The sequence below is a fragment of the Rhizobium sp. SEMIA 4085 genome (assembly GCF_013004495.1).
GTDB classification, from domain to species: Bacteria; Pseudomonadota; Alphaproteobacteria; order Rhizobiales; family Rhizobiaceae; genus Rhizobium; species Rhizobium gallicum.
In genome coordinates, this window is the sequence record NZ_JABEPH010000670.1 from 1 (window position 1) to 1,205 (window position 1,205).

The 1,205-nt window shown below is 57.6% G+C and carries 3 protein-coding genes; 1 reads left to right on the forward strand and 2 read right to left on the reverse strand.

Features of this window, described 5'->3' with window-relative positions; genetic code table 11:
* The coding region (locus tag C9413_RS32235; RefSeq protein WP_210263686.1) for a PAS domain-containing protein at positions 1 to 273 on the forward strand (273 nt) is incomplete at its 5' end.
* 9 nt (positions 274 to 282) lie between these two features.
* Here C9413_RS32235 and C9413_RS32240 read toward each other — a convergent pair.
* Complete coding sequence (locus C9413_RS32240; RefSeq protein ID WP_039845149.1) at positions 283 to 639, reverse strand: VOC family protein; 357 nt, start codon at positions 637 to 639, stop codon at positions 283 to 285.
* A 3-nt stretch (positions 640 to 642) separates the two neighbouring features.
* On the reverse strand, positions 643 to 1,041 hold the full coding sequence (locus C9413_RS32245; protein WP_039845148.1) for a polyketide cyclase: 399 nt from the start codon (positions 1,039 to 1,041) through the stop codon (positions 643 to 645).
* Positions 1,042 to 1,205: the final 164 nt, after the last annotated feature.

Sequence of the window (1,205 nt, forward strand, 5' to 3'; positions counted from 1 at the left end):
CCGGTGAACTGTGCATATCTCGGACGAAGTCCGATCGACATGATCGGCCGCCATGTGATGGAATTCATCGGAGAGGAACAGTTCGTGGCACAAGCGAGGGCCAAGTTCGACGCCTGCTTCGCGGGGCAGCATGTCGAATACAACTACGAACAGCGCGGTGAAAGCAGGCGCACGCGTTGCCGCATGTCGCCGTTGCGCGACCTATGCGGGCAAGTTCTAGGTGCGCTTGTCGTGCTGGAATCTGCCGATGCGATCTCGACAATCGCTGCCTAGCTTCCCGCTTTAAGTCTTGCTCCACACGGCCAGTTCGTAGCCATCCTTGTCAAGGAAGTGAAACCGTCGGCCGCCCGGAAAGGCGGTGATCGGCTTTACGATCTTGCCTCCGGCCTGTTCGACCTTCTCCAGCGCTTCCTCAAGTTTGTCGGCGTATAGGATCACAAGCGGGCCACCACCCGGGCGCGGCGGTTGGATATTTGTGAAGCCGCCCGTCAGGCGGCCGTCATCGAATTCGCAATAACTGGGGCCATAATCAGTGAAACTCCAACCAAATGCGTTACCGTAAAAGACCTTTGCCGCCGCTATGTCGGCGACGTTGAATTCAATGTAGTCGATCTTCAGGTCGTTTGCGCTTTTTTCCATCGGTTACATCTCCATCAGCGATTTCAAGGCGCCGAGGTCCTTCTGCACATGGGCGGCATCAGCGGCGAATTGGTCGTCCGTCATGCCTGGCTGTTTCAACAGCGTGAACATCACCTCGCAGCCGTCGCCGTTCGGCACGATACGCAGCGCGTTGTAGACCCGTAGTCCGCTTTCGATTGTTACCGTATGGTCGATGACGCCGAACTCGTTGTGCGGAACGAAGCTCACACGTACCGTTCCCAAGGGACCGTGCGCGATCCAGTCGCTTCCTTCCGGTTCGAGGCCGGAGGCCAGCCCCGAGGCCCAGAGCGACATGTTTTCCGGCTTGCCGGCAAAGTCGTAGACCTCCTTCCAGTGCCGATTGATCGAACAGTGAACAATTTTGGCAGGCAGGGTGCTCATCGGATATTCCTTGGTGTTTCCTCCGCCGATTATAGCAGACAGGAAGCGGCGTATTGAAGGAAACGGCCGGTCAGCCTCCGAACTGTGAGCTGGCGAACTGATCGGCGGCCTTCCAGACTTGCCGTTTTGCCCGGAGAGTGCCACAATCCCGGGCCAAAAGAAAT

Coding starts and splice junctions, on each gene's coding strand:
- C9413_RS32245 (WP_039845148.1), bottom strand. CDS start 1,041: ATGAGCACCCTGCCTGCCAAAATTGTTCACTGTTCGATCAATCGGCAC.
- C9413_RS32240 (WP_039845149.1), bottom strand. CDS start 639: ATGGAAAAAAGCGCAAACGACCTGAAGATCGACTACATTGAATTCAAC.